This window comes from Pseudonocardia hispaniensis, from assembly GCF_042658695.1.
GTDB lineage: Bacteria > Actinomycetota > Actinomycetes > Mycobacteriales > Pseudonocardiaceae > Pseudonocardia > Pseudonocardia hispaniensis.
Window position 1 is genome coordinate 36,475 of the sequence record NZ_JBHSQW010000007.1, and the last position, 25,208, is coordinate 61,682.

General features: G+C 72.8%; 25 protein-coding genes and 1 pseudogene. 20 read left to right on the forward strand and 6 right to left on the reverse strand.

Annotated features, from left to right (window positions below):
• Positions 1 to 943 (reverse strand): annotated as a pseudogene (locus tag ACFQE5_RS02880) (hypothetical protein); the annotation flags it as partial.
• Positions 944 to 970: 27 nt separating this feature from the next.
• Complete coding sequence (locus tag ACFQE5_RS02885) at positions 971 to 1,381, reverse strand: YjbQ family protein (RefSeq protein ID WP_379582432.1); 411 nt, start codon at positions 1,379 to 1,381, stop codon at positions 971 to 973.
• A gap of 32 nt (positions 1,382 to 1,413) precedes the next feature.
• On the opposite strand from ACFQE5_RS02885, the gene ACFQE5_RS02890 reads away from it, so the two are divergent.
• The gene (locus ACFQE5_RS02890) at positions 1,414 to 2,448 is read left to right on the forward strand and encodes an aminotransferase class V-fold PLP-dependent enzyme (protein WP_379582434.1); all 1,035 of its coding nucleotides are present in this window, start codon (positions 1,414 to 1,416) and stop codon (positions 2,446 to 2,448) included.
• 153 nt (positions 2,449 to 2,601) lie between these two features.
• Here the strand turns inward: ACFQE5_RS02890 and ACFQE5_RS02895 are convergent, their stop codons facing one another.
• Together ACFQE5_RS02895 and ACFQE5_RS02900 are read right to left on the reverse strand one after the other, a co-directional pair.
• The gene (locus ACFQE5_RS02895; protein WP_379582436.1) at positions 2,602 to 3,063 is read right to left on the reverse strand and encodes a ferritin-like domain-containing protein; all 462 of its coding nucleotides are present in this window, start codon (positions 3,061 to 3,063) and stop codon (positions 2,602 to 2,604) included.
• Positions 3,060 to 3,581, reverse strand: coding sequence for a hypothetical protein (locus tag ACFQE5_RS02900; RefSeq protein WP_379582438.1), 522 nt, complete (start codon positions 3,579 to 3,581; stop codon positions 3,060 to 3,062). The genes ACFQE5_RS02895 and ACFQE5_RS02900 overlap by 4 nt, the downstream gene beginning before the upstream one ends.
• Positions 3,582 to 3,716: 135 nt before the next feature.
• On the opposite strand from ACFQE5_RS02900, the gene rimP reads away from it, so the two are divergent.
• The 17 genes from rimP to dapB all read left to right on the forward strand — a co-directional run bounded on the left by rimP (position 3,717) and on the right by dapB (position 21,314).
• The gene (rimP, locus tag ACFQE5_RS02905; RefSeq protein WP_379582439.1) at positions 3,717 to 4,262 is read left to right on the forward strand and encodes a ribosome maturation factor RimP; all 546 of its coding nucleotides are present in this window, start codon (positions 3,717 to 3,719) and stop codon (positions 4,260 to 4,262) included.
• Positions 4,259 to 5,299 carry a transcription termination factor NusA gene (gene nusA, locus ACFQE5_RS02910; protein ID WP_379582441.1) on the forward strand — a complete coding sequence of 347 codons (1,041 nt, stop codon included), beginning with the start codon at positions 4,259 to 4,261 and terminating at the stop codon, positions 5,297 to 5,299. The genes rimP and nusA overlap by 4 nt, the downstream gene beginning before the upstream one ends.
• A 107-nt stretch (positions 5,300 to 5,406) precedes the next feature.
• On the forward strand, positions 5,407 to 5,688 hold the full coding sequence (locus ACFQE5_RS02915; protein ID WP_379582443.1) for a YlxR family protein: 282 nt from the start codon (positions 5,407 to 5,409) through the stop codon (positions 5,686 to 5,688).
• Between the two features lie 93 nt (positions 5,689 to 5,781).
• Positions 5,782 to 8,751: a translation initiation factor IF-2 gene (infB, locus tag ACFQE5_RS02920; RefSeq protein ID WP_379582445.1), complete on the forward strand. Its 2,970-nt coding sequence runs from the start codon at positions 5,782 to 5,784 to the stop codon at positions 8,749 to 8,751.
• 63 nt (positions 8,752 to 8,814) lie between these two features.
• Positions 8,815 to 9,111 (forward strand): DUF503 domain-containing protein, encoded by a 297-nt coding sequence (locus ACFQE5_RS02925; protein ID WP_379582447.1) that lies wholly within the window; start codon positions 8,815 to 8,817, stop codon positions 9,109 to 9,111.
• 21 nt (positions 9,112 to 9,132) lie between these two features.
• Positions 9,133 to 9,591, forward strand: coding sequence for a 30S ribosome-binding factor RbfA (gene rbfA / locus ACFQE5_RS02930; protein WP_379582449.1), 459 nt, complete (start codon positions 9,133 to 9,135; stop codon positions 9,589 to 9,591).
• 74 nt (positions 9,592 to 9,665) lie between these two features.
• Positions 9,666 to 10,664: a DHH family phosphoesterase gene (locus ACFQE5_RS02935; protein ID WP_379582551.1), complete on the forward strand. Its 999-nt coding sequence runs from the start codon at positions 9,666 to 9,668 to the stop codon at positions 10,662 to 10,664.
• Between the two features lie 26 nt (positions 10,665 to 10,690).
• Entirely contained in the window at positions 10,691 to 11,332 is a 642-nt protein-coding gene (locus ACFQE5_RS02940) for a class I SAM-dependent methyltransferase (protein ID WP_379582451.1), read from the forward strand.
• Positions 11,329 to 12,699 carry an MATE family efflux transporter gene (locus tag ACFQE5_RS02945; protein ID WP_379582453.1) on the forward strand — a complete coding sequence of 457 codons (1,371 nt, stop codon included), beginning with the start codon at positions 11,329 to 11,331 and terminating at the stop codon, positions 12,697 to 12,699. Before ACFQE5_RS02940 ends, ACFQE5_RS02945 begins: the two co-directional genes overlap by 4 nt.
• Before the next feature lie 170 nt (positions 12,700 to 12,869).
• Positions 12,870 to 13,751, forward strand: a complete 882-nt coding sequence (gene truB / locus ACFQE5_RS02950) for a tRNA pseudouridine(55) synthase TruB (protein ID WP_379582455.1) — start codon at positions 12,870 to 12,872, stop codon at positions 13,749 to 13,751.
• 46 nt (positions 13,752 to 13,797) lie between these two features.
• Positions 13,798 to 14,724, forward strand: a complete 927-nt coding sequence (locus ACFQE5_RS02955) for a bifunctional riboflavin kinase/FAD synthetase (RefSeq protein WP_379582457.1) — start codon at positions 13,798 to 13,800, stop codon at positions 14,722 to 14,724.
• Positions 14,725 to 14,821: 97 nt separating this feature from the next.
• Positions 14,822 to 15,394, forward strand: coding sequence for a helix-turn-helix domain-containing protein (locus ACFQE5_RS02960; RefSeq protein WP_379582459.1), 573 nt, complete (start codon positions 14,822 to 14,824; stop codon positions 15,392 to 15,394).
• 160 nt (positions 15,395 to 15,554) lie between these two features.
• Complete coding sequence (rpsO, locus tag ACFQE5_RS02965) at positions 15,555 to 15,824, forward strand: 30S ribosomal protein S15 (RefSeq protein WP_379582461.1); 270 nt, start codon at positions 15,555 to 15,557, stop codon at positions 15,822 to 15,824.
• Between the two features lie 219 nt (positions 15,825 to 16,043).
• The gene (locus ACFQE5_RS02970) at positions 16,044 to 18,299 is read left to right on the forward strand and encodes a polyribonucleotide nucleotidyltransferase (protein ID WP_379582463.1); all 2,256 of its coding nucleotides are present in this window, start codon (positions 16,044 to 16,046) and stop codon (positions 18,297 to 18,299) included.
• A 5-nt stretch (positions 18,300 to 18,304) separates the two neighbouring features.
• A complete protein-coding gene (locus ACFQE5_RS02975) occupies positions 18,305 to 19,645 on the forward strand; it encodes a M16 family metallopeptidase (RefSeq protein WP_379582553.1) in 1,341 nt (446 codons plus the stop codon).
• 121 nt (positions 19,646 to 19,766) lie between these two features.
• Positions 19,767 to 20,537 carry an alpha/beta hydrolase gene (locus ACFQE5_RS02980; protein ID WP_379582465.1) on the forward strand — a complete coding sequence of 257 codons (771 nt, stop codon included), beginning with the start codon at positions 19,767 to 19,769 and terminating at the stop codon, positions 20,535 to 20,537.
• A gap of 9 nt (positions 20,538 to 20,546) precedes the next feature.
• On the forward strand, positions 20,547 to 21,314 hold the full coding sequence (gene dapB / locus ACFQE5_RS02985) for a 4-hydroxy-tetrahydrodipicolinate reductase (protein WP_379582466.1): 768 nt from the start codon (positions 20,547 to 20,549) through the stop codon (positions 21,312 to 21,314).
• Positions 21,315 to 21,413: 99 nt separating this feature from the next.
• Here dapB and ACFQE5_RS02990 read toward each other — a convergent pair whose 3' ends face one another.
• Positions 21,414 to 21,974, reverse strand: a complete 561-nt coding sequence (locus ACFQE5_RS02990) for a GNAT family N-acetyltransferase (protein ID WP_379582469.1) — start codon at positions 21,972 to 21,974, stop codon at positions 21,414 to 21,416.
• A gap of 83 nt (positions 21,975 to 22,057) precedes the next feature.
• Between ACFQE5_RS02990 and ACFQE5_RS02995 the strand changes: the two genes are divergently transcribed.
• A complete protein-coding gene (locus ACFQE5_RS02995; RefSeq protein WP_379582471.1) occupies positions 22,058 to 23,005 on the forward strand; it encodes an EamA family transporter in 948 nt (315 codons plus the stop codon).
• Positions 22,993 to 24,249, forward strand: coding sequence for a winged helix-turn-helix domain-containing protein (locus ACFQE5_RS03000; RefSeq protein WP_379582556.1), 1,257 nt, complete (start codon positions 22,993 to 22,995; stop codon positions 24,247 to 24,249). The genes ACFQE5_RS02995 and ACFQE5_RS03000 overlap by 13 nt, the downstream gene beginning before the upstream one ends.
• 12 nt (positions 24,250 to 24,261) lie before the next feature.
• Here ACFQE5_RS03000 and ACFQE5_RS03005 read toward each other — a convergent pair whose 3' ends face one another.
• Complete coding sequence (locus tag ACFQE5_RS03005; protein ID WP_379582473.1) at positions 24,262 to 25,206, reverse strand: DUF4097 family beta strand repeat-containing protein; 945 nt, start codon at positions 25,204 to 25,206, stop codon at positions 24,262 to 24,264.
• Positions 25,207 to 25,208: the final 2 nt, after the last annotated feature.

Here is a 25,208-nt window from a genome sequence, read left to right on the forward strand (position 1 = left end):
CGAGCGTTGTCCGGTCGGGTGAAGGCGGGTCGGCGGGGCCGCCGGTCACATCGCCGTTGACCACGAGCACCGCGACGGCCCGATCTCCCGCCCGCGAGGTCGTCGGGACCGCGAGTACCAGCACCGTGCCGGTCGTGGCGAGACAGCCGTCGTCCGATGGGGTGGTCGCGGTGGCCTCGACCAGGGTGGCCGGGACGCCGTCGACCTCGAGTCGCTCGGGCGCCCCCACCACCACCCGCGGCGGTGTCCGGTCGACCGCGGTGTAGTAGCGCTCGCCCAGCGTCTCGGCGAACGCCTGCGCAACCTCCACCGGCACGACCGACCCGTCGGCGACGAGCGTGCTGGAGACGGTCCCGCGCGCGTAGTCCGCCCCCTTGCACGAGTAGCCCGGGCCTTCGGCGACGCCCTGGAACGTCACACCGAACGTCCCCGGGAATCCACCCTGGGGCGTGGTGGTCCAATCCGGTGGCACGGCGTAGACGAGCGTCGGGGTGCGGATCGGCTGGAAGTCCGCCGGGGTCGTCTCCGTCCCGCCGCCGCGCAGCAGGAGATACCCGCCGACCCCCAGGCCCGTGAGCACCACCGCGATCACCGCGAGCACTGCGGCGATCGTGCCTCGGGTGTGCTCGGGGGCAGCAGGTTCGGGCCACGAGGGCGGGGGCGGCCCAACCCAGGTCGGTGCGGGATGCCCGAGTGCGGGGTAGTGCTGGCCGGGGTAGTCGGGGGCGCCGTCGTCCCGCACGGTGTTCCAGCCCGGGGACGGCCAGCCGTGTGGGTCAGCCACGGGCCGACCGGGTGGCGGCGACCCAGCACGGTGCCGCACGTCCCAGGTGATCTCCGTGCCGTACCCGACCGGTTGTTCGCCGGCCTGGCGGGCCGCATCGGCGGTCGCATCCTCGGGTGGGCGCTCAGGTTCGGGCGGCGAGCCGAGCGGCGTCGTCACGACCGCCAGGGTAGCGCCGGGCCCGGGTCAGCCGGTGAGGAACGAGAACCGGACACTCCGGACGGCGTTGTCCCGGTTGGTGTCGACCAGACACACCGACTGCCAGGTGCCCAGCGCCGGACGTCCGCCCAGCACCGGCAGTGAGATCGAGGGCGCGATGATCGCGGGCAGAACGTGGTCGCGGCCATGCCCCGGGCTGCCGTGCCGGTGCTGCCAACGGTCGTCGGCCGGCAGCAGGTCGCGCAGAGCAGCGAGCAGATCGGTGTCGCTGCCCGCCCCGGTCTCGATCACCGCCAGTCCGGCGGTGGCGTGTGGGACCCAGACGTTGAGCAGCCCGTCGCCGGCGTCGATGCCGCGCAGGAACGACGTCACCTGGCTCGTCAGGTCGACCACGGTCTCCGCCGAACCGGTGCGGACCTCGATCAGCTCGCTGTGCACGGGCCCGACCCTACGGCCGTAGGGTCGATCTCATGCGCACCGCGTTCGGCCAGCAGTTCGACGTCCCTGACGGCTACCTCAACACCGCGAGCATCGGGACGCCGTCGGTGGCCGTCGCCGAGGCCGTCGAACGGGCCGTGCGGGAGTGGCGAACCGGTGCCGGCCGCGCCGACGAGTTCGACGAGTCGGTCGCGCTCGCCCGTCGCGGCTTCGCGGCGCTCATCGGCGCCGAGACCGATCGGGTCGCCATCGGCGCCGCGGTATCACCGCTGATCGGGCTGGTGGCCGCGAGCGTGCCGGACGGCAGCCGGGTGCTCGTGGCGGCGGGGGAGTTCACCAGCGTCAGCTTCCCGTTCGCGGCACAGGCCGGGCGAGGCGTGACCGTCACCGAGCTGCCGCTGGACGAGGTCGGATCACGTGCGGCGGACTTCGACGTCGTGGCGGTGAGCGTCGTGCAGTCCGCCGACGGGCGGATCGTCGATCTCGAGGCGCTGCGCCGTGCGCGGGCATCCGGAACCCGAGTCGTCCTCGACGTCACCCAGGCGGCCGGCTGGATGCCGCTGGACCTGGGCTGGGCCGACGCGGTGGCGGGTGCGGGGTACAAGTGGCTGCTGAGCCCGCGCGGTGTGGCCTGGATGGCGGTGCGCCCCGAATGGGAACTCGTTCCGCACGCCGCAGGTTGGTACGCGGGCGCCGATCCCTGGGACAGCATCTACGGGCTGCCGCTGCGGCTGGCCGGCGACGCCCGCTCACTCGACACGTCACCGGTGTGGTTCGGTCATGTCGGCGCCGCCGTCGCGCTGCCCTGGCTGGCGAGCCTGGACCTCACGGCGGTCCGGTCCCACAGCGTGGGGCTGGCCGACTCCTTTCGTTCAGGGTTGGGCCTGGAACCTGCGGGTTCGGCGATCGTCTCGGTTCAGCAGCCGGATGCGCTGAGGCGGCTGTCGGACGCGGGCCTCGTCGTGGCGGGCCGGGCCGGGGGCGCTCGGCTGTCCTTTCACCTCTACAACACCGAAGCCGACGTCGAGGCTGCGCTCGACGCGCTGTGCCGGACGTCTCGTTCTTGATCGGCATTTGGGCCCGGGTAACCGCGCACATCGGGGCTCTCGCCTCCGAAACGTCGATCATGATCGATGGGGGTCGGCCGGCAGCACCGCGACTCGCGCGCGGAAATACCCCGACTCGCGCGCGGAAATACCCCGACTCGCGGGGGAGGTGGTTCAGGGGCGCAGGCCGGGCAGGACCGGGACCGCGGGAGTCTGGCCGGCGATCCGGCGCCAGCGCGTGCAGCGCAAGGCCCCCTCGGTCAGGGCGGCGAGGGCGGCCGCGCGCAGCGGGACGTCGGTCGTGTGTTCCAGCACGGATCGCCAGGCGGCGAGGGTGTCGGTCTCCGCGACGACGGCCAGCGCGGCGGCCGACGCTGTGTCCGTCACCGGTCGCGGGAGGGCGTAGGCGGGCAGGGCGGACACCGGCCGCGCACCGATGTCGGTGAGGGTCTGCTCGATCGCGGCGCGCAGCGTGCGGTGGGCCGACGCATCGGCACGGGCCTGATCGGCCTGGCCCGTGGGCAGGTACACGACGATCATCGGGTACACCCACAGCGCCGCGTGTTCGGCGGCCAGCGCGTCCTGCAGCGCGCCCGCGGCGGCCTCGTCGATCGTCGAGACCGGCGGCGGGCTCATCCGAGCACCGCCACATAGGTGCTGCAGCACGCGGCGACCGCGGCGACGAGTCCGACGCGCTCGACGGGCACGGTCGCGACGAGGTCGGAGGCCGCCTTGGCCGACCCGCCGAGCGCCTCGATCACCGCAGCCAGCGTGGGTTGCTGCGGTCCCGGCGCAGCGGAGGGTGGGCCAGGGGGGGTGGAGGGCGCAGCCGGATCGAGTCGAGAGATCTCGGTGTCGAGGGCCGCGGCATGCTCGGCGCGGGCGGCGCGGACGGGCTCGAGCCGGTTGGTCAGGGCGGGCTTTGCGGCGATCGCGGCCGCGGCGAGGGCCGCATCCGCCCGGGCCTGATCGGCCAGCGCGATGAGCGGGTCCGGGCGCTGGGAGCCGGACGCCGTCGCGGAGCAGCTTGCGAGGGCGGCGACGGCGGCTGGGACGAGCGCGGCCAGCACGAGCAGGCGGCGGCGCGAGAACGCCGGACCACGGTGTCGGGACGAGGCGGGGCCCTCGTCCAATAGCAGGTCCCGGGTGCTCACGACGGCCCATCCTGCCAGGCCGACACCCGGGCGGGGCGCGATACCCTGAGTGACCACCCGGTCGTCTGGCGATCTCCGCGGGACTCCGGCCGCCGGGTGGCGGTCAGCCGGCCCTCGATCCCTGGAGTGATCCTGATGCCCACCCCCAGCCCCGAGCAGCTCACCGGGCAGCTGCACGGGGTGCTTGAGCCGATCGTTCTTGCGGCGGGCTTCGAGCTCGACGAGCTCGACGTGCGCGCAGCTGGTCGCAGGCACACCGTGAAGGTCGTGGTGGACTCGGACAACGGCGTCGGCCTCGATGACATCGCGCGGCTGAGCCGATCGGCCTCGGCCGAACTCGATCAGCACGAACATCTCATTGCGGGCTCCTACACCCTCGAGGTGACCTCACCCGGCGTCGATCGCCCGCTCACCGGGCCGCGGCACTGGCGGCGGGCGCGCCTGCGACTGGTCGAGGTCCGGCTGCTCGACGGGCAGACGATCATCGGACGGGTCGGCGACGCCGGGGAGGATGCTGTGCAGGTACTCGTCGACGGGACGCTGCGCGAGCTGCGCTACACCGACATCGCGCGTGCGGGCGTGCAGGTCGAGTTCCGCCCGCCCCCGGAGTCCGAGATCGCGCTGCTGGGCGGTCGGAGTGGGCAGGACCAGGGGGTTGCCGGGACGGAGGACGAGAAATGAACGTCGACATCGCTGCCCTGCGTGCGATCGAACGCGACAAGGACATTCCGTTCGAGATGGTCATCGAGGCCATCGAGACGGCGCTGCTCACCGCCTACCGGCACACCGAGGGCCACCATCCGCACGCGCGGGTCGAGATCGACCGCAAGTCCGGTCAGGTCCGGGTGCTGGCCCAGGAGCTCGACGCCGACGGCACCGTCCAGCACGAGTGGGACGACACCCCGGAAGGCTTCGGACGGATCGCCGCGACCACGGCCCGCCAGGTCATCGTGCAGCGGCTGCGCGACGCCGAGCACGAGCGGACGTTCGGCGAGTTCTCCGCGAAGGAGGGCGAGATCGTCGCCGGTCAGGTGCAGCGTGATGCGCATGCCAACGCCCGCGGCGTGGTGGTGGTCGACCTTGGTTCGACCGAGGGGGTGCTCCCTCAGGCCGAACAGGTACCCGGGGAGAAGTACGTCCACGGCGAGCGGATTCGCTGCTATGTGATCGGGGTGACCCGGGGAATGCGCGGAACCCAGATCACGTTGAGCCGTACGCATCCCAATCTCGTGCGCAAGCTGTTCGCGCTCGAGGTGCCGGAGATCGCCGACGGCTCCGTGGAGATCGTTGCGGTGGCCCGCGAGGCCGGGCACCGTTCGAAGATCGCGGTCCGTTCGACGGTGCCGGGGGTCAACCCCAAGGGCGCATGCATCGGTCCGATGGGGGCCCGGGTGCGTGGAGTGATGAGTGAACTGGCCGGGGAGAAGATCGACATCATCGACTGGTCGGATGACCCGGCGACGTTCGTGGGCAACGCCCTGTCGCCCTCGAAGGTGGTATCGGTCACGATCCTCGATGCCCGGGCCAAGACCGCCCGGGTCGTTGTGCCGGATTTCCAGCTCTCCCTCGCGATCGGCAAGGAGGGCCAGAACGCCCGGTTGGCCGCCCGTCTGACGGGGTGGCGCATCGACATCCGCAGCGATGCCGACCCGCGAAACACCCTCGACGCGCACCCCTCGGTGACCGCGAGGGCCTCAGGTACGGAGTCGATCGGCTGAATCGCGACGCGCTACACTTGTCCTCGGCCTGTCGCCAGGGCCCGAATTCCGTACGCCCGGCCGCCGGAGCCGGTGTCCGCACTGGTGTCGCTCCGGTTCGTTCGTGCGTGGGATGCCGGACCCGGGCGTCGTCCGATGGTCTGTTGCGTGTCGTCGCGGTGGATGGGGTACTCGTCCCGGACCCGCGGCGGCGGCTCCCCGGCCGGGGTGCCTGGTTGCACCCCGACCTGGAGTGCCTCGGCCGTGCCGAGCGTCGCTCGGCGTTCTCGCGCGCACTGCGTGTGCCGGGATCGCTGGACGTCTCCGAGGTACGGTCCCACCTGCAGCCCACAGGGGCACGAGAGACGCTCGTGCCCGTCCGTCACGAAGGCAAGGTCGACCCGTCATGAGCCAGTCGTGAAGATCGCACCATGAACGCGCTTCGACACTAGGTTCGAGGTCGAGCGGGACCGCCGCCCGGCCTCCTGATTGCAAGGAGAGCAGTGGCAGGCAAGGCCCGCGTACATGAGCTCGCGAAGGAGCTCGGCGTCAGCAGTAAGCAGGTCCTCAGCAAGCTGCAGGACCTGGGTGAGTATGTGAAGTCCCCCTCCTCCACCGTGGAGGCCCCGGTCGCGCGCAAGCTGCGCGAGGCGATGGCAGGCGGCGGTGAGGGCGGCAACGGCGCGCGTCGCGGTCGTCCCGGCGGCGGCGGCCGCCCACGGCAGGGTGCGGGCTCCGCACCCTCCCCGGCACCGTCGGCGAGCCCGGGTGCACCCCGGTCCGGTGCCGTTCCCGGCCCGCGCCCCGGTCCGCCGCAGCGCCCGGCCGCGCCGGCCGATTCGGTCGCGGCGGCCGAGCGCCAGCCACGTCCGGGGCCCAGCGGTCCGCGTCCGGGCCCGCGTCCCGGCCCGCCCCCGCAGAAGGAGCCGGCGGCCGCCCAGGCCCCGGCCCAACCGACCGCGGTGCCGCGTCCCGGCCCGCGACCCGGCCCACCCGCTCCGCGACCGGCCGCGTCCCCGCCCGCCGCGCCTGCGGCGGCCGCGGAGGCCCAGACCGTTCCGCCGCGCCCGCGGGCGCCCAAGCCCGGTCCGCGCACCCCACGGGTCGGTAACAACCCGTTCGGCGTCGGTTCCGGCGCCCCGCCCCGTCCGGGGCCCGGTTCGATCCCGCCGCGTCCCGGCCCGCCGCCCGGCGGGCAGGGGCAAGCCGCTTCCGGCCAGCCCGCTCCGCGTCCCGGCCCGCCCGCCGGTGGCGCGCGTCCCGGCGGTGAAGCGGGTCGCGGTGGTCCGCGTCCGTCGCCGGGTAACATGCCGCCGCGCCCGAACCCGGGCATGATGCCCGCGCGTCCGGCGGCGGGCCGTCCGGGCGCTCCCGGCCGGGGTGGTCCCGGTGGCCGTCCCGGCGGCGGTGGTCGCCCCGGCGGTGGCGGCCGTCCGGGTGGTGGCGGCTTCCGTCCCGGTGGCGGTGGCGGTGGCGCCGCACCGGCCGGTGCCGGTGGCGGCTTCCGGGGCAGCCCTGGTCGTCCCGGTGGCGGTGGCCGCGGCCGCGGTGGCGCGGCCGGCGCGTTCGGCCGTCCCGGTGGTCCGGCGCGCAAGGGCCGCAAGTCGAAGCGGCAGAAGCGCCAGGAGTTCGACTCGATGCAGGCCCCTACGGTCGGCGGCGTTCGGCTGCCGAAGGGCCGGGGCGAGACCGTCCGGCTTCCCCGTGGGGCATCGCTGACCGACTTCGCCGACAAGATCGGTGCCAACCCGGCGTCGCTGGTGCAGGTGCTGTTCCACCTCGGCGAGATGGTCACCGCGACCCAGTCGGTGTCCGATGAGGTGCTCGAGCTGCTGGGTACCGAGATGAACTACACCGTCCAGGTCGTCAGCCCGGAGGAGGAGGACCGCGAGCTCCTCGACTCCTTCGACATCTCGTTCGGTGAGGACGAGGGCGGCGAGGAGGACCTGGAGGTGCGCCCGCCGGTCGTGACCGTCATGGGTCACGTCGACCACGGTAAGACGCGCCTGTTGGACACGATCCGCAAGACCAACGTCCGGGAGGGCGAGGCCGGCGGGATCACCCAGCACATCGGTGCCTACCAGGTCATGACCGACCTGGAAGGCGAACATCGGCTGATCACGTTCATCGACACCCCGGGTCACGAGGCGTTCACCGCCATGCGTGCCCGTGGAGCGAAGTCGACGGACATCGCGGTGATCGTGGTCGCGGCCGACGACGGCGTGATGCCGCAGACGGTGGAGGCGATCAACCACGCCCAGGCGGCCGACGTGCCGATCGTGGTGGCGGTGAACAAGATCGATGTCGAGGGCGCGAACCCGGCGAAGATCCGTCAGCAGCTCACCGAGTACGGCCTGGTCGCGGAGGAGTACGGCGGCGACACGATGTTCGTCGACATCTCCGCCAAGCAGGGCACGAACATCGACCAGCTGCTCGAGGCGATCCTGCTGACCGCCGACGCCACGCTCGACCTGCGGGCCAACCCGAACATGGACGCGCAGGGCGTCGCGATCGAGGCGCACCTCGACCGCGGCCGCGGTCCCGTCGCGACGGTGCTGGTGCAGCGCGGCACGCTGCGGGTGGGCGACTCGATCGTCGCCGGCGATGCCTCCGGCCGCGTGCGCCGGATGGTCGACGAGAACGGCGAGGACGTCACCGAGGCGCTCCCGTCGCGTCCGGTGCAGGTCATCGGGTTCACCTCGGTGCCCGGTGCGGGCGACACGTTCCTCGTCGTCGACGAGGACCGGGTGGCCCGGCAGATCGCCGACCGCCGCCGGGCCCGCGAGCGCAACGCCGAGCTCGCGAGCCGTCGCAAGCGGGTCAGCCTGGAGGACCTGGACGCGGCGCTCAAGGAGACCAGCCAGCTCAATCTGATCATCAAGGGCGACAACTCGGGTACCGTCGAGGCGCTCGAGGACGCGCTCATGAAGATCGACGTCGGCGAGGACGTGGAACTCCGGGTCATCCACCGCGGCGTCGGTGGGATCACCGAGGGCGACATCAACCTCGCCATCGCGGACAACGTCATCGTTCTGGGCTTCAACGTCCGGGCCGAGGGCAAGGCCACCGAGCTGGCCAACCGTGAGGGCGTCGAGATCCGCTACTACTCGGTGATCTACCAGGCCATCGAGGAGATCGAGCAGGCACTCAAGGGCATGCTCAAGCCCGAGTACGAGCAGGTCGACCTCGGTCGGGCGGAGGTCCGCGAGGTCTTCAAGTCCTCCCGGTTCGGGACGATCGCCGGCTGTCTGGTGATGAGCGGGGAGATCCGGCGCAACGCCAGGGCTCGCCTGCTGCGCGACAACGTGGTCGTCGTGGAGAACCTGCCGGTCAGCTCGCTGCGGCGGTTCAAGGACGACGTGGTCGAGGTCCGCGAGGGCTTCGAATGCGGTATGACGCTCGGCAACTACAGCGACATCAAGGTCGGCGACGTGATCGAGACCTTCGAGATGCGCGAGAAGCCCAGGGGCTGACGCTCGGGGAGTGCTGGGTGCCGCGCGGGCGGTACCCAGCACTCCCGGGCCCGGAGCGCATGCATGTATGTCGGCGCGTTGGAGCTGGACATCCTGCTCGGGGACGTCCACTCGCTGAAGGAGAAACGATCGGTGGTCCGGCCGATCGTCGCCGAGCTTCGACGGCGGTTCGAGGTCGCGGTGGCCGAGGCAGGCCATCTCGACGTGCATCGGCGCGCACTGATCGGGGTCAGCTGTGTCGCCCCGGACGCCGGTCACGTCACCGCGCTGCTCGACCGCTGCGAGCGCCTGGTGGCCGACCGCCCCGAGCTCCAGCTGCTCTCGGCCCGGCATCGGATGCTGGGCCCCGAGGACGACTAGCCTGACCCGAGGAGGGCAATCGTGGTGGACCATGCGCGTGCGCGGCGGTTGGCCAAGCGCATTTCCCAGATCGTGGCCGCCGCCCTTGAGCACGAGGTGAAGGACCCGCGGCTGTCGATGGTCACGATCACCGATGCCCGCGTCACCGGCGACCTGCGCGAGGCCACCGTCTACTACACGGTACTGGGTCGCTCGGTTGACGAGGCGCCGGACACCGCGGGTGCCGCCGCCGCGCTGGCCAGCGCCACCGGCGTGCTGCGCACCATGGTCGGCCAGCGAACCGGCATCCGATACACCCCGAGCCTCGCGTTCGTGCTGGACCAGGTGCCGGACGAGGCACGGCGGTTGGAGGAGTTGCTGGCCCGCACCCGGGAGTCCGACGCCGAGGTGGCCCGGCTCGCCGCGACCGCCCGGTTCGCCGGTGACGCCGACCCCTACCGGCCACCGCGCTCCCTCGACGCCGCCGACGCCGACGAGTGAGCGCCTACCGCGGCTCGCCGCCACACTGGGATCCGGCAGGCCCCGAACCCGCCCTCGCGGGCATCGACGCCGATGTGGCCGCAGCCGCCGCGCTGCTCGCCGACGCCCGCGACGTCACGCTGCTGGCCCATGTCCAGCCCGACGCCGACGCGCTCGGCAGCGCACTCGCGCTGGGGATCGCGCTGCGGCGGCGCGGCGCGACGGTCCGGGTCTCCTTCGCCGAGCCCGACGCGATACCCGAGTCGCTGCGCCCGCTCGACGTCCTTGACCTGTATGTGCCCGCCGGGGGGGTTCCCGCGCAGCCCGACGTCCTCGTGGCCTGCGACACCGCGAGCGTGCGGCGGCTGGGCGGACTCGGCGACCGGGTGCAGGCCGCCCGGGCGACGCTGCTCATCGACCACCACGCGTCCAACCACGGGTTCGGTACCCACCGGGTCGTCGACCCGGGCGCCGAGGCCACCGTGATTCTCGTGCACCGCATCCTGACCGCCCTGGGCACGCCGATCGATGAGGCCATCGGGAACTGTCTCTACGTGGGGCTCGTCACCGACACCGTCGGGTTTCGCACCGCCGGACCCGGCGCGCACCGGCTGGCCGCGACGCTGTTGGAGGCCGGGGTGCGAGTCGAACCGCTCGTCCGGCCGATCATGGACACGCATCCGTTCGGCTGGCTGGGGGCGCTCGCCGGGGTGCTGCGCGACGCCGCCCTCGAGCCGGCCGCCGCGGCCGGGCACGGGCTGGTTCATGCGGTCGTCTCCGCCGACCTCGTCGCCCGCTTCCGATTTGAGGAGATCGACAGCGTCATCGACCAGATCCGCACCGCCGCCGAGGCCGAGGTTGCCGCCGTCGTCAAGCAGACCGGTCCGCAGCGCTGGTCGGTTTCGTTGCGGGCCAAGGGAACCATCGATGTCGCGGCGGCTGCGGTCGCTCTCGGTGGCGGGGGGCACCGCAACGCCGCCGGCTTCACCTGGGACGGCGGGCGCGACGCTCTCCTCGACGCGTTGCGGTCCGCGCTCGACGCCGCGGCCCGCAGCGGTCCCCGCAGCAGCGGCTCGCTCTCGGGTTCCGACTAGCGTGAGCGCTGAATCGAGGAGGAGCAGTGACATCCGCACCAGAGCTGCGACCCGAACCCGCCGACGGACGGGCCGCGCGGCGCGCCTTCTTGGCCGCCGCGGTACGTCATCCCGCCCAGATCGGCGCGGTTGCGCCGAGCTCCGGCCGGCTGGGCGCCGTGCTGGCGTCGATCGTGCCGTGCCGTGGCAATCCGGTCGTCGTCGAGCTCGGGGCGGGCACCGGAGCGATCAGCGACATGATCGCCGCTCGGTTGCCGGCCGGGGCGCGTCATCTGGCGATCGAGGTCGACCCCGAGCTGTCCGAGTACCTGCGCCGGTCCCGGCCCGGCCTCGAGGTCGTGCAGGGTGATGCGGCGCAGCTCGCCGCGTTACTCGCCGACCGCGGGGTGAGCAGCGTCGACGCCGTGGTCAGCGGGCTGCCGTGGGCGCTGTTCGACGGTGTGGCTCAGCGCTCGATCCTCGATCAGGTCGCCGAGGTGGTCGGACGGACCGGCGGCTTCACGACGTTCGCCTACCGGCACGCCATGCCGATGGCGGCGGCCCGGCGGTTCCGGCGGATCCTGCACGAGGTCTTCGAGGAGGTCCTCATCACGCGGACGGTATGGCGGAACGTGCCACCGGCCTTCGGCTACGTCTGCCGCCGTCCCGCCGGTGCCGCTGCCCGGTGAGTTCGGCCGGATCCGCGGCGACCGGCCCGGTCTCGGCCCGCGCGGTGGTCCGGCTCGCGGCTCCGGCGCTGCCGGTACTGGCCGCCGAGCCGCTGTACCTGTTGGTCGACACCGCGGTCGTCGGTCGGTTGGGCGCCGTCCCGCTGGCCGGCCTCGCGGTCGCAGCGGTGATCTTCGCGCAGGTCACCACGCAGCTGACGTTCCTGTCCTACGGCACGACGGCGCGCGCGGCGCGGCTGCACGGTGCGGGGCGGCGGTACGCGGCGGTCGCCGAGGGAGTCCAGGCCACGTGGCTGGCGCTGGCGGTCGGGGTGGTGGTGCTGGTCGTCGGACAGGTGATCGCGCGACCGGTGGCCGGTGCTCTCGGTGCCGGCGGCGCGGTCGCCGATGCCGCCGTGTCGTGGCTGCGGATCGCGCTGTTCGGCGCTCCGCTGGTGCTCGTCACGCTGGCCGGGAACGGCTGGATGCGCGGGGTCCAGGACACCGCGCGGCCGATGCGCTACGTCCTGGTGGGCAACGGGCTCTCGGCGCTGGCCTGCCCGTTTCTGGTGCACGGCGCCGGGTCGTGGAACGGGTGGGGCCTCGAGGGCTCGGCGGTGGCCAACGTGCTGGCCCAGACCATCGTCGCCGGGCTGTTCCTGGCCGCGCTGCTGCGGGAACGGGCCACCGCACCGCCCGGCCAGCCGTTGCCGCTGCGCCCCGAGCCACGGTTGCTCCGTGCCCAGCTCGGTCTCGGCCGCGATCTGGTGCTGCGCAGTCTCTCGTTCCAGGCCTGCTTCCTGTCGGCGACCGCGGTGGCGGCCCGGTTCGGCGCCCCAGCGGTTGCGGCGCACCAGATCGTGCTGCAACTGTGGACGTTCCAGGCCCTGGTGCTCGACGCGATCGCGATCGCCGCGCAGGCCCTGGTCGGGGCCGCGCTGGGGGCTGGGGGCGCCGACCGGGCGCGGACGCTGGCCCGGCAGGTGGCGCGCTACGGGCTGGGCCTGGGGGTCGGGTTCGGGGTGCTGTTCGCCGCGCTGAGCACGACGCTACCCGGGGTGTTCACCACGGATGCCGCGGTGCTCGCGGCCGTCCCGCTGGCGTGGTGGTTCTTCGCCGCCATGCAGCCGGTGGCCGGGGTGGTCTTCGCGCTCGACGGCGTACTGCTGGGCGCGGGCGACGCCGCCTTCCTGCGGAACTCGACGCTTCTCGCCGCCGGGTCGGGCTTCCTGCCGTTGATCTGGGTGTCGCTGGTGGCGGGCTGGGGGCTGGTCGGGATCTGGACGGGGCTGACCGCATTCATGCTCGTCCGGCTGGTCGCGGTGACCCTGCGAACTCGGTCCGGCCGCTGGGCCGTGCCCGGCGCCCACGTCGCGCCCACCCCCTAGCCCGCGAGTCGGGGTATTTCCGAGCGCGAGTCGGGGTATTTCCGAGCGCGAGTCGGGGTATTTCCGAGCGCGAGTCGGGGTATTTCCGAGCGCGAGTCGGGGTGCCGAGACGGACGTGCCGGGCGGGGTCCGCGCCGGCCTCCCGAACCGAGCGGGCAGGATCGGTCGACGTGTCTCCTCCTGGACTGGTGATCGTCGACAAGGCGGGCGGGTTCACCTCGCACGACGTGGTGGCCCGGCTGCGGCGCATCCTGGGTACGCGCAAGATCGGCCACGCCGGCACCCTCGACCCGATGGCCACCGGCGTGCTCGTCTGCGGTGTCGAACGCGGGACCAGACTCCTGGGCCATCTCGCGCTCGACACCAAGGCCTATACCGCCACGATCCGGCTCGGGGCCGCGACGACGACCGACGACGCGGAGGGAGCCCCGATCGGTGGCGCCGACGCCGCGGACGTCGGCGAGGCCGCCATCCGGGCCGGGATGGCGGCCCTCACCGGCGCGATCCAGCAGGTGCCCAGCTCGGTGAGCGCGATCAAGGTCGACGGCAGGCGGGCCTACGCGCGGGTGCGCGCCGGGGAGGAGGTGGTGCTGCCCGCACGTCCGGTCACGGTGTCGGCGTTCACCCTGCGCGAGCTGCGGCGCGGGGACGCGGTGACCGATCTCGACGTCGAGGTCGAGTGTTCCGCGGGCACCTACGTCCGGGCGCTGGCCCGTGACCTCGGTGCGGCACTCGGGGTCGGAGGCCACCTGACGGCGCTGCGCCGGACCCGCGTCGGGCCGTTCACCCTGCAGCACGCGCGCCCGCTCGAAACGCTGGCGGACGAGCCGATGCTGTCGCTGTCGTTGTCCGGCGCCGTGGCGCTGGCGTTCCCGCGTCGCGACGTGGAGCGTGCCGACGCCGCGGCGTTTCGGCATGGGCGGCCGCTGCCGCCCGCGGGCCTGACCCGCACGTACGGCGTCTTCGACCCCGACGGGCAGGTGCTCGGCCTGGTCGCCGAGCGGGACGGCGCCGCGCGGCCGCTGGTCGTTCTGGCCCCGGCCGGAGGCTGAGGTGTCGCCCGCCGGGTCCGCCGGGCCGTTCCGTAGGCTCGCGGACGTGCAGCGCTGGCGTGGACTCGAGGCTGTGCCCACAGACTGGGGCCGCAGCGTGGTCACCATCGGAATCTTCGACGGCGTCCACCGCGGCCATCAACAACTGATCGACCAGGCGGTGGGCCGCGGCCAGGAGCGAGGGCTGCCCACGGTTCTCGTGACGTTCGACCCGCATCCCGCCGAGCTGGTGAGGCCCGGGAGCCACCCGGCTCGGCTGACGAGCCTGAGCCGGCGCGCCGAGCTGGTCGCCGAGCGGGGCGTCGACGCGTTCCTGGTGCTGCCGTTCACCGTCGAGCTCTCCCGGATGGATCCCGCCGAGTTCGCCCACGAGGTGCTGGTCGACCGGCTGCACGCAGTGCTGGTCGTGGTGGGCAGCAACTTCCGCTTCGGACACCGCGCCGCCGGGGACGTCGAGCAGCTGGGCCAGCTGGGCCGGCGCTTCGGTTTCGCTGTCGAGGGCCTCGACCTGATCACCGACGACGGCGTCACCTTCTCCTCGACCTACGTCCGGGCCTGCATCGACGCGGGTGATGTCGTCGCGGCGGCGGCCGCACTCGGGCGGCTGCACAGGGTCGACGGGGTCGTCGTTCACGGCGCCCGCCGCGGGCGGGACCTGGGCTTTCCCACCGCCAATGTGTCCTGCGCCCCGTTCACCGCGCTGCCCGCCGACGGCGTCTACGCCGGGTGGTTCCTGCACGGCGGGCGGCGGTTGCCCACCGCGATCTCGGTGGGAACCAACCCGACCTTCTCCGGGCGTGAGCGCACGCTGGAGGCCTACGTCCTCGATGTCAACGAGGACTTCTACGGTCACGAGGTTTCGATCGAGTTCGCCCACCGGCTTCGGGGGCAGGAACGCTACGACGGGGTCGAGGCGCTGGTGGAGCAGATGCATCGCGACGTCGTGCGGACCCGGGTGCTGCTGAGCGGGTGACGGGCCCGGCTGTCGTCGATTCCGGGGGATCGGTGACGAGCGGTCGGATTGCGCCAATTCCGCCCGCAGGGCTGCACCCAGCTGCGAGCATGCAGCCGTGGACGTGGACAACAAGTGGGTGGGCTCGGGTCAGCTGGCGGCCAATCGCGATCGGCAGCGCGAACTCTATGGCGCCCCGCTGGGCGAGCGGGTCCGCCGGGTGACCGGCGTGCTCGGCATCACCCAGAGCAGGCTCGCCCGAACGCTCGGCCTCAGCCCGGCCATGCTCAGTCAACTGGTGAGCGGTCGCCGGGTGAAGATCGGCGACCCGGCGGTGCTGGCCCGGCTGATGTTGATCGACAAGCGATGTCCGGCGGCCGATCCGGGGCCCGGTCCGGAGGCGGTGGAGCAGTTGCTCACCGAGATCCGCGACGCGCGGCTGCACTGGACCGGGGGGCCGCAGCCGAGCGTGGCGCCGACCGGTCCGGCGCCGTCGCACAGCTCCGCCGACCCGGCGCGGGCCGCCGAGCGTCGGCCCCGCTGCCAGCCCCCGGAGCCCCGGCGCACGGCGGCCGACGCGCTGCGCGCCGTCGCCGGACCGTCGCGCCTGGTCGCCGCGGCGGCGCGGCTGGACCCGATGTTCCCCGAGCTGGCCGCGGTGTTCCGTCAGGCCGCGGCGGGACGCCCCTGACGTGGCAGGGTGCCGTCACGGGGCGGTCGGGGAGTCCGCACTGGTAACCTGACCGACTGGGTACGGCTGCGGTCCGTGGTGGCCGTCCTGGAATCTCCGCCGCCCGGAGCGTCTCCCGGTGCGGGCAGAACACGGCACAGACGAACGAGGAGCACCATCCGTGGCCCTGGACGCCGCTGAGAAGAAGAAGATCCTGGACACCTACGGGGTCCACGAGGGCGACACCGGATCGCCCGAGGCGCAGGTTGCCCTGCTGACCAAGCGGATCAGCGATCTTACCGAGCACCTCAAGCACCACAAGCACGATCACCACTCGCGCCGCGGACTGCTGCTCATGGTCGGCCGCCGTCGTCGCCTGTTGAAGTACCTGGCCTCGGTCGACATCACGCGCTATCGGTCACTGATCGAGCGTCTCGGCCTGCGCCGCTGACCCATCCCGGCCCCCGGGGCGGCCGACGAGCCACCCCGGGGCGTCGGTCACACAACTCAACCCAGCACCCGCGCCACCGTGCCGGACGGTGATCCGCCGGTCCTCGGTAGTGGTTCCCGGACACGTTCGCTGCCGGGGGCTTCGATCGAAGACCGGCTCCGCCGAGGATCCGCCGGGAGTGGTGGTTCGAGTGCTCCTCCTGTGAGGGGACACCACTTCATGACCGACCCCATCCAGAGCGACGTGCACGAAACCACCGCCGTCATCGACAACGGCCGGTTCGGCACGCGCACCATCCGGTTCGAGACCGGGCGGCTCGCCCGCCAGGCCGCCGGATCCGTCGTCGCCTATCTCGACGACGAGACCATGCTGCTGTCCGCCACCACGGCGTCCAAGCAGCCCAAGGAGCACTTCGACTTCTTCCCGCTGACGGTCGACGTCGAGGAGCGGATGTACGCCGCGGGCCGGATCCCGGGCTCGTTCTTCCGCCGTGAGGGCCGTCCGGGCACCGAGGCGATCCTGATCTGCCGACTGATCGACCGCCCGTTGCGCCCGTCGTTCGTCGAGGGCCTGCGCAACGAGATCCAGATCGTCGTCACGGTGCTGTCGCTGCACCCGCAGGACCCGTACGACGCGCTCGCGATCAACGCCGCATCGGCGTCCACCCAGCTGGGCGGGCTGCCGTTCTCCGGGCCGATCGGCGGTGTCCGGGTCGCGCTCATCGATGGCCAGTGGGTGGCCTTCCCGACCTACGAGCAGCTCGAACGCGCCGTGTTCGACATGGTCGTCGCCGGCCGCATCGTCGGCTCCGGCGAGAACTCCGACGTGGCGATCATGATGGTGGAGGCCGAGGCCACCGACAAGACGGTGGGCCTGGTGACCGAGGGCGCGCAGGCGCCGACCGAGGAGATCGTCGCCGCCGGCCTGGAGGCGGCCAAGCCGTTCATCCGCACGCTGGCGCTGGCCCAGCAGCAGTTGGCCGACGCCGCGGCCAAGCCGGTCGGCGAGTTCCCGCTCTACCCCGCGTACGAGCCCGACGCCTACGACGCCGTCGCCGCGGCCGCGACCGACGACGTGGCCCAGGCCTTGACGATCGGCGGTAAGCAGGAGCGCGAGGCCCGGCTCGACGAGGTCAAGCTCGCCGTCCTGGGGCGGCTCGGAGCCGAGTTCGAGGGGCGGGAGAAGGAACTCGGCGCCGCATTCCGGTCGCTGAACAAGAAGCTGGTCCGCCAGCGCATCCTGCGCGACAAGGTCCGCATCGACGGCCGCGGCCTCACCGACATCCGGCCGCTGTCGGCCGAGGTCGAGGTGGTTCCGCGGGCGCACGGCTCGGCCCTGTTCGAGCGCGGCGAGACGCAGATCCTCGGCGTCACGACGCTGAACATGCTGCGGATGGAGCAGCAGATCGACTCGCTCGGGCCGGAGACGCACAAGCGGTACCTGCACCACTACAACTTCCCGCCGTACTCCACCGGGGAGACCGGCCGGGTGGGTTCGCCGAAGCGCCGGGAGATCGGCCATGGCGCGCTGGCCGAGCGGGCGCTGATCCCGGTGCTGCCCAGCCGCGAGGAGTTCCCCTACACCATCCGGCAGGTCTCGGAGGCGTTGGGTTCCAACGGATCGACGTCGATGGGCTCGGTCTGTGCCTCGACGATGTCGCTGTTCAACGCGGGTGTGCCGCTCAAGGCGCCGGTCGCCGGCATCGCGATGGGCCTGGTGTCCGATGAGGTCGACGGCGCGACGCACTACGTCGCGCTGACCGACATCCTCGGCGCCGAGGACGCCTTCGGCGACATGGACTTCAAGGTCGCCGGAACCGCGGACTTCGTCACCGCGCTGCAGTTGGACACCAAGCTCGACGGGATCCCGAGCGAGGTGCTGGGCGCGGCGCTCCAGCAGGCCAGGGACGCCCGGCTGACCATTCTCGAGGTCATCGGCGAGGCGATCGACCGCCCCGACGAGATGAGCACCTACGCACCTCGGGTCACCGCGATCAAGGTGCCGGTCGACAAGATCGGCGAGGTGATCGGGCCAAAGGGCAAGATGATCAACTCGATCACCGAGCAGACCGGCGCGGACATCTCGATCGAGGACGACGGCACCATCTACGTGGGTGCCGCCGACGGCCCGTCGGCCGAGGCCGCGATCGGCATGATCAACGCGATCGCCAACCCGCAGCTGCCGAAGGTCGGCGAGCGGTTCCTGGGCACGGTGGTCAAGACCGCCGCGTTCGGCGCATTCGTGTCCCTGGTGCCGGGCAAGGACGGCCTCATCCACATCTCGAAGCTGGGCAACGGCAAGCGGATCGGCAAGGTCGAGGATGTCGTCAACGTCGGCGACAAGATCCGCGTCGAGGTCTCCGACATCGACAACCGCGGCAAGATCAGCCTCCTGCCGGTGTCGGAGGAGAGCACGGCCGAGGAGCCCGGGGAGGGTGCTTCCGCCGACGCGGCCGCGGAGATTCCGTCGAGTTGACCGCTCTGGTGACGCCGGGGGCGGGAGCGAGTGATCCCGCCCCCGGCGCACGCAGCACCGTCACCCGCGCCGATCTGCCCGGTGGGATCCGGCTGCTCACCGAGACGCTGCCGGGGGTGCATTCGGTGGCGTTCGGAATCTGGATCGCCATCGGGTCCCGCGACGAGCGACCCGACCAGGTCGGCGCCGCGCATTTCCTCGAACACCTGCTGTTCAAGGGCACCGGGCGGCGGACGGCGGCGGCGATCGCCGAGGAGATCGACGCCGTCGGCGGTGAGCTGAACGCGTTCACCGCCAAGGAGCACACCTGCTACTACGCGTATGTGCTCGACGCCGACCTGCCGCTGGCGGTCGACGTGCTCGCGGACGTCGTCACCGACGCTCGGCTCGCGCTCACCGATGTGGAGCTCGAACGCGGGGTGGTGCTCGAGGAGATCGCCATGCGCGATGACGATCCCGAGGGCCTGGTCGGCGAGCTGTTCGACGAGGCTCTGTTCGCCGGGCATCCGCTCGGCAGACCGGTGATCGGCTCCGAGGAGTCGATCCGCGCGATGAACCGCGACACCCTGTACGAGTTCTGGCGCGGGGAGTACACGGCGCCGCGGATGGTCGTCACCGCGGCGGGAAACCTGGTGCACGAGCGGGTCGAGGAGTTGGCTGGGGCGGCGCTGGCCGCGGCGGCCGCCCGCTTCGATCCCGGTTCGGTGCCGGTGCCGCCGCGGACCGGTGCGACGCGGCCGCCCGCCGTGACCGGGCCGCGGCTCGTGTTGCGCAGCAACGACACCGAGCAGGCCCATCTCATGCTCGGGGTGCCCGCGTTCGACCGGCACGACCCGCGACGCCACGCGCTGCTCGTGCTCAACGCGGCGCTGGGCGGTGGGCTGAGTTCCCGGCTGTTCCAGCAGGTCCGCGAGCAGCGTGGGCTTGCGTACTCGGTCTACTCGGCGGCCACGACCTATGCCGACGCCGGAAGCCTCGCCGTCTATGCCGGCTGCGTTCCGGAGCGGCTCAGCGAGGTCGTCGCGGTCATCCGCGGCGTGCTCGACGCGGTAGCCGCCGACGGGCTGACCGAGGCCGAACTGACGCGGGCCAAGGGCTCGCTGCGCGGCGGGCTGGTGCTGGGCTGTGAGGACACCGCCTCGCGGATGAACCGGCTGGGACGATCCGAGCTCGACCACGGCCGCCAGCGCAGCATCTCGGAGAGCCTCGATCGGATCGCGGCGGTCACCGGCGACGAGGTGTCGAGGGTGGCCCGCGAGCTGCTGTCGGTGCCACTCACCGGCGCCGTGGTCGGCCCCTACGACGGTCTCGACGAGCTTCCGGCCGTGCTGCGCGAACTGGCCTGATGACGACCCGCTGTGAGTGCGTAACAGTGTTAGAACACTGTTACGCACTCACAGCGGGGGGTGACCTGCGGCGACGCATCGTCGCTGTGGGTCGACGGTCGGTGTGCCAGAGTTGACATTCATGTCCGAGGATCGATCGGTACTGACCCGCGAGGCGCCGCCGCCGGACCGGGTGCTGCGCTACGGCCCCGAACCCGACCACGTCGTCGACGTCCGCGACGGGCGAGGGGGCGATCGTGGCCGTCCGCTGCTCGCCCTCGTACACGGCGGGTTCTGGCGCCCGCGCTACGACCGGATCCACCTGCGGCCCATGACGGCGGAGCTGGCCGAGGCCGGGTGGTCCACCGCGGCGATCGAGTACCGCCGCGTCCCCGGGCGGCCCGACCTGGCCGTGTCCGACGTCGCCGCCGCCCTGCGCGCGCTGGCGGACCTGACCGGACGGCCGTTGCTGCTGGTGGGCCATTCGGCCGGTGGGCATCTGGTGCTGCACGCCGCGGCCGAGCCGGGTGCGGTGTTCGCGGGGGTGCTCGCCCTGGCCCCCGTGGCGGATCTGGTGCTCGCCGAGGGGAAGGGGCTGGGCGACGGCGCGGTCGCCGCCTTTCTCGGCACGCCCGCGGCCGCTCGTCCCGACCTCGACCCGGTGCGCCGGGCTGCCCCGGCGTGTGCCGTGCGGATCGTGCACGGCGGGGCGGACGAGATCGTCCCGATCTCGGTGAGCGAGTCCTTCCGGTGCGCCCATCCGGCGGCGGTGCTGCGCCGTGTCGATGCCGGGCACTTCGCGTTGATCGACCCGCGAAACCCCGCCTGGCCGGTCGTCGTGTCGGCGCTGAGCGAGCTCGGTGATGGCCGGCCGGGCGAGGGCAGCGACGGGTGGTCGTGCGGGGCGTCCTAGGCTGCCCGCGTGGGGAACGCGAAGTCGGACCGGATCCGGGTGGCGGTGCTGGGGGCCCGGGGCCGGATGGGTGTCGAGGTGTGCCGGGCGGTCGAGGCGGTCGAGGACCTTCAGCTCGTGGCGAGCGTCGACGTGGGCGACCCGCTGTCGGCCCTCGCCGACGCGGGTGCGCAGGTGGCCGTCGACTTCACCAGGCCCGATGTGGTGATGGAGAACGTCCGGTTCTGCGTGGATCACGGCATCGCCGCGGTCGTCGGGACCAGCGGCTTCGATGAGGACCGGTTCGCCACGATCCGCGGCTGGCTGCAGGACAAGCCGGGGGCGTGTGTGCTGGTGGCCCCGAACTTCGGTGTGGGTGCGGTGCTGTCGATGCACTTCGCACGGCAGGCCGCACGGTTCTTCGATTCCTGCGAGGTCATCGAGCTGCATCACGCCGGAAAGGTCGATGCCCCGTCGGGTACGGCGGCGCGGACCGCGGAGCTGCTGGCGGCGGCGCGCGCGGAGGCCGGCGCCGGGCCGGTGCCCGACGCGACCACCCAGGAGCGTCCCGGTGCGCGCGGCGCCGACGTCGACGGGATCCGGGTGCATTCGGTGCGGATGCCCGGGCTGGTCGCCCACCAGGAGATCATCCTCGGCGCCGAGGGCGAGATCCTCACCATCCGGCACGACTCGATGAACCGCACGTCGTTCATGCCTGGGGTGCTGATGGCGGTGCGGAACGTGCGCGACCGCCGCGGGCTGACGATCGGGCTGGAGCCGTTGCTCGGGCTCGGCTGACCCGGCCGCTGGTGTGTCGGGCGGGCTCACCGGCCTTCGTGTGATCGCACGTCGGTTCCGTCGCCTGTGCGGGCACGAACGGGCGGTGGCGGGTGCGGCTCATCCTCCGAGCGAGGCTCGGGGCGGTTCCGCCTCGCCCGCCAGCCGCAGGTCCAGCGTGCCGGCGAGCCGGACCTCGCGCAGCGGGCCGTCGCCGGTGTCCAGGGTGCGGGCGGCGCCGTCGGGCTCCCAGCCCGCGCGGGCATAGAACCGCTGGGCCACCAGGTCGGTCTCGGGTACCCAGGCATGTCCGCGCTGGGCGCCGTCGGCCCGCAGGTGCGCGGCGGCGGCCGCGAGCAGCCGGCCCCCGTGCCCGCGCCTGCCCCAGCGCGGCTCCACCAGCAGCGTGTTGATCTCGGCGAGCACCCCGCCCTCGCCGGTGTAGCAGGCCGCCGCACAGAAGCCGACCGTCCAGGCGCCCTCCCCGGCCACCAGCACGTGGTAGCCCGGGCCGGCGTTCAGCGCCGCCGCCCAGGCCTGCCGGGCGGCGGGACCGACGAGCCGGTCCAGTGCCTCGGCCGGGACGAGATCGGCGTAGGCGGTGCGCCAGACGGTCGCCTGGATCCGGACGATCTCGTCGATGTCGGCGGCGGCGGCGGGGCGGACCGTGGCGATGGCCATGGGTGCATGCATACCCGACAGACCGGAACGGTGAACGCGCGGCCGGTCGCGCACGGGAGGTTTGCTATGGCAACGTCTCCGGAGTGAGGAGTGCCCGCGCGCCGGCCTCGCTCGCGTGGATCGCGCTCGGGGTGGTCTACGTGCTGTGGGGCTCGACCTATCTGGCGAACCGCTACATCATCGAGACCGTCCCGCCGCTGACCGCGGGCGGCTACCGCTTCCTGGTCGGCGGCCTGCTGTTGGGGATCGTGGTGCTCGCGGTCGCCGGGCCACGGGCGTTCCGGATGACTCTCGGGCAGTTCGGCACCACTGCGCTGTCGGGACTGCTGCTGCCGGCCTGGGGAAACGGGCTGGTCGTCATCGGCCAGCAGTACGTGGCATCCGGGCTCACCGCGCTGCTCATCGCCTCGGTGCCGCTGCACATCGTGGTGCTGCGCGCGCTGACCGGTGACCGGCCGCGGCGCGCGACGGTCGGCGGTGTCGCGGTGGGGGTGGTCGGCCTCGCGGTGCTGGTGCTCGCCGGACCGTCGGAGGGGGCGGGCGGAGTGTTCGGCAGCGCGTGGTGGGGACCATGGGTGGTGCTGCTCGCCGCGCTGGGGTGGGCGACCGGCACGTTCGCCACCACCCGGCTCCCGGTGCCGTCGAACCCGTTCGCGCTGGCCGCGGTGCAGATGCTGACCGGGGGTGTGATCATGCTTGCGGTGGGGGCGGCGGCCGGGGAACGGCTCCAGCTCGACGCCGTCGCGCCGGCGTCGTGGTGGGCCTGGGGGTACATGGCCGTCGTCGTGTCGTTCGGCGCGTTCGGCGCGTACGCCTACGCGCTGGCCCATCTGCCGGTCTCGACGGTCGCGACCTACGCCTACGTCAACCCGGTGATCGCGGTGGTGTTGGGCGTGGTCATCGCGGGGGAGCGGTTCTCCGTGACACATCTGGTCGCCGGCGCCGTCGTGCTGCTCGCGGTGGTGCTGGTCATCCTGGCCGAGCGGCGGGCCCCGGATCGTCGGGGGGAGCTGGCAGCATCCCGTTCGTGACCGCACCGAACGTCGGGTCCCCCGGCGAGACCCTCAGCCCCGCCGCCGCCCGGCGCACCGTGCTGGCCGCGCAGGGCTTCGCCGACCCGCGGCCCGCCGGGCCGGTGACGCGGCGCCACCTGGTGAGGGCGATCGGGCGCATCCGGCTCCTGCAACTCGACTCGGTCAATGTGGCGGTCCGGGCGCACTATGCGCCGCTGTTCTCCAGACTCGGCAGCTATGACCGGGCCCTGCTCGACGATGCGGCGTGGACGCATTCGGCGCGCCGGCCCCGGCTGCTCGCGGAGTCCTGGGCGCACGAGGCCAGTCTGGTTCCGCTGGCGGACTGGCCGTTGCTGCTGTCGGGCGCCAAGCGGCCCGGCTGGTGGTCGCGCTACGGCGCGCTGGCCGACCGCGAGCCCGGACTCGTCGAGGACGTGCTGACCGCGGTCAAGGAGATCGGTCCGGTCGGGGCCGGGACCCTGGAGTCCGTGCTCGGCGGGCCCGGCACTCCGCGTCCGCCGGGGGCGTCCTGGTGGCAGCGCTCGCAGGTCAAACGGATCTGCGAGTACCTTTTCGGGACGGGCCAGCTGACCACCGGTGCCCGGGTCAACTTCCAACGGCTCTACGACCTGCCCGAACGGGTCCTGCCGCCCGAGGTGCTGGCCCGGCATCCGGCCGACCCCGGGGAGTCGGCCCGGGCTCTGATCCGCATGGCCGCGGCGGCCCTGGGCGTCGCCACCGAGCCCGACCTGCGCGACTACTACCGGCTCGACGCGCAGCGCAGCAAACGGGCGGTCGCGGAGTTGGTCGAGGCGGGCGACCTGGAGCCGGTCCAGGTCCGCGGCTGGCGGCATCCGGCATACCGGCATCCGGCGGCGCGCACCCCGCGGCGGATCGCCGGTCGCGCGCTGCTGTGTCCGTTCGATCCGCTGATCTGGGAGCGGACCCGCACCGAGCGGATCTTCGACTTCCGCTATCGGATCGAGATCTATGTGCCCGAACGGGCGCGTGAGTTCGGCTACTACGTCTTTCCGTCCCTGCTCGACGACGCGCTGGTCGCCCGGGTCGACCTCAAGGCCGACCGCGCCGCCGGGGTGCTGCGGGTGCCCGGCGCGTTCGCCGAGCCGGGCACCGACATCCCGCGGGTCGCCGCCGAACTCGCCGCCGAACTTCGACTGATGGCGAGCTGGCTCGGGCTGGACGCCGTGTGGGTCGGCTCGCGCGGCTCGCTCCATGCCCCGTTGCAGCGGGCGCTGAGCTGAACGGAGCCGGCCTCAGACGACGATCGAGGCGCGGGTGAGCAGGATGTTGCCGGTGCCCGTGCGGCCGCGGATCTGCACCGCCGCGGGCTCCTGCGGAGCCACGTGGCCGACCTCGAGGTCGCTGCGGACGCGGCCCGATCCCGAGGACAGGTCGAGCTCGGCCGTCACCCCGGAGCGCACCCCGATCCGCAGCCCGCCCGAACCGGTGGTCAGGTCGAACTGGCCGGATACCGCGTCGGCCACGGTGACCTCGCCGGACCCGGTGCGCACACCGATGTCGCTTGTCACCTCGCCGAGCCGGACGTCGCCGCTGCCCGCCTTGATCTCGCTCTTGCCCGCCAGCGCCGCCACCGTGATGTTCCCCGAGCCGGTGCGCACCCGCGCGCGCCCGTGGACGGGGCCCAGATCCACCTCGCCGGAGCCCGCCGTGACGTCCGCGTCGCCGTCGATCGTCTCCACCCGCGCGTTGCCCGAGCCGGTGCGCACCGCGGTCCAGCCGGCCAGGCCGGTCACCTGGACGTCTCCGGCCCCGGTGCGAATCGCCAGCCGCGAACGCGCCGGTGCGCTGACCGTGACGGCCAGGGGCACCATCCGCAGCGGGAGCTGCTGCGGGGAGCGCACGACCAGCCGGCGGCCGGTCTCCGACCAGCTGATCTCGGTGGCCCGCACGGCCTCGTTGACCATGTCGGTGTGGTCGGTGAACAGGCCCTCCGGCGCGCCCGCCGCGCTGCCGATCCAGTTGAACAGGCCGCTGAGGCCCTGGGTCCACGGGCTGCCCGCGGACGGCTCGTGGCGCACCTCGACCCGTACCTCGTCGATATCCTGCAGGTGCACGCCTATCCGGCCGACGTCGATCGAGAGTTCGAGCTCTGCGGGCCCGGTGGCCGGCCAGCTCTGCTGGCGCACCACGTCGTGGTCCATGTCGTCCGCCGCGCTGTTCATCGCGTCCTCGGTCATGC